At 68.8% G+C, this 2,189-nt stretch carries 2 protein-coding genes; one reads left to right on the top strand and one right to left on the bottom strand.

Annotation, left to right across the window (positions count from 1 at the left end; all coding sequences use genetic code 11):
- Positions 1 to 475 precede the first annotated feature (475 nt).
- Positions 476 to 910 (top strand): hypothetical protein, encoded by a 435-nt coding sequence (locus tag EAO75_RS46320; RefSeq protein WP_187284827.1) that lies wholly within the window; start codon positions 476 to 478, stop codon positions 908 to 910.
- A gap of 498 nt (positions 911 to 1,408) precedes the next feature.
- Here EAO75_RS46320 and EAO75_RS43175 read toward each other — a convergent pair whose 3' ends face one another.
- Positions 1,409 to 1,942, bottom strand: coding sequence for a GNAT family N-acetyltransferase (locus tag EAO75_RS43175; RefSeq protein ID WP_148000625.1), 534 nt, complete (start codon positions 1,940 to 1,942; stop codon positions 1,409 to 1,411).
- Between the last annotated feature and the right edge of the window lie 247 nt (positions 1,943 to 2,189).

Below are 2,189 nucleotides of genomic sequence, written 5' to 3'. Positions count from 1 at the left end.
GCCGACGCCCGCGCGCTCCTGCCCTGGCACGCCGCCCCCAACCCACCGGCCGCCGCGACGCCTCCGCGCTACGGGGCCGCCAAGGAGACAGGGGACGGGTTGGCGGTGCCGCCGACCCGAGCGGGCGAGGCTCTGCCCCCCGGCCTGACCGCACTGTTCGCGACCCTGGCCGCCCCAGGACCGAACGCTCCGGCGGCGGCTCGCCCTCCCTCGCCGTGCAGGAACTGGGCATACAACTCCTGCTGTAGGCCGCAGTTGCACTGTCACGGTTGCCAACGGCTGGCTGAGGAGGACCGCGCGCAGGGTGGCCGAAGAGCCGATGGAGTGATGTGGGCCGCGGCAACGTCGTCCCGGCGGGTCGGCATCCGTTGTCCAGGACGTGACGACCAAGGATTCGTGCCATGGCGAGGCCTGCGCCTGGGCCGAGCCTCGGCCGACTGTCACTGTGAGCGGCTTCTGCTTCACGGTCGTACCCGTGAAGGCCGACGACGAGCCCGAATGCCTCGCATGCGGTGGGCCGTTCCGCGGCAGTTGGCGTCTCGGTCGGGCGGTGGGGCAGAGCAACCCGTATGTCTGCGGGCTTCCCAGGCAGAAGGGCTGTCCCTGCGGATGGAACACCGTCCAGGAACCCCGTCCGTACCACCCGACGCCGGGCGCACTGGGGCGTGAAGAGGAGCGTAAGCAGGAGGAGCAGGAGCGCCGCGGGCAAGCCGAGGAGCAGCGCCGGTCCGAGAGCGAGCGCCTGCGGCAGAACGTGATACCGGAGGGAATCGTCGTGCGCACCCTTCACCTGGGCCGCCGCAGACTCGCCGGCGTCAAAGATCCCGGTTCGTTCGTTCTCGAGGCGACCAACTTCTCCACCCGTACGTTGCGGAGCCGCCCCTCGACGCCGACCTGTGCTCGCTGCTGAACGACCCGCTTGAAGACCCCACCGAAGAGGCGACGAGCCGCTACTACCGCGAGGAACGGGAGGCCGCGGAGCGCAGGATGGCTGCCGCCCGGCGCGCGGTGTGGCCGGCCGGTGAAGACCGGGAGATCCTCGTGAGGCAGCGGTTCTGCCCGGCCTGCGCTGCTGAGCCGCCGGTAGGGTGCGATCAACGCGGCGCTTGGCCACGCGGCCAGTTCCACTTCGAGTGCATTGACGCGGCAATCAGCCTCGCCACCAGGAAGGCAGATGAGGCCGCCCGCATCCAGTACTGAGTGCGCTCGGCTCACCCAGCGGATGCTGCATCGAAGCGATCATCCGCTGGTGAGGCTCTCTGAATGCGACACTGGCTGCAGTTCCGTGAAAGCGCAGGTCAGCGACGGACGTGCAGCATCCTTTGCCGGGGTGTCCGCTGCCTGGTGGTCAGTCGGGGACGTAGGGACAGCCGTCGGCTGTCTTGTGGTGATCGATGGTGCGGTTGGTTCATGCCTGGAACTCGGTGAGATCGATGGTGTGAACGTGCAGGGGATAGGCGTACTTCGGGTGCGCGGTCTCTCGCTCGGGCACCATGCCGAGTTTTCGGGTGATGTTCTCGGAGGCGTCGTCACTCACCCGGTTGATGCTGATGATGCGCTCCAGGCCGCGGTCCTGGAGCGCGAACTCCAGCGTGGCGTGGGCGGCTTCGGAGGCGTAACCCTGGCCCCAGAACTGTGAGCCGAGCCGCCAGCTGATTGCCACGGCGGGCAGTACCTCCGGCAGGAAGTCGGGCACGGACAGACCCGTGAAGCCTGCCAGTTCACCCGAGGCCAGCAGCTCGACGGCGAAGAGTCCGAAGCCCTCCTCGTCCCACTCCTCCTCCCACTGCTCGATGGCTTCTGCGGTGTGGTCCAGGTCGCGCACCGAACCGTCGTCGATCCAGCGCATGACCTGCGGGTCCGCGTTGATGTCCGCCATCGGCGCGAGGTCGTCGTCATGCCAGCGACGCAGGAGGAGGCGGGGTGTACGGATCTCGGTCATGGCGCCCATCCTGCCGAAGGCAGGGGCCTCATCGGTAATCCGGCGCACGGCCGTGCTGCCGCGGGGGACCGCGAGGCATGACGCTGCCTGTAGCGCACATCGTGACGGGGCTGATCGGCCGTGTGGACTGGCTGAAGGCGGTCGGGTGCGGGTTCAGGCGAGGTTGTTGTGCAGGTGGGTGATGTAGCGGTCGATGGCGTGGTCGCGTACGCCGTCGCTGGTGGGGGCGAAGGGGTCGGCGGTGGCG

This window comes from Streptomyces sp. UW30 (assembly GCF_008042075.1).
GTDB lineage: Bacteria > Actinomycetota > Actinomycetes > Streptomycetales > Streptomycetaceae > Streptomyces.
The sequence above is the reverse complement of the archived record's forward strand: the minus strand, read 5'-3'. Positions and strand labels throughout refer to the sequence as shown.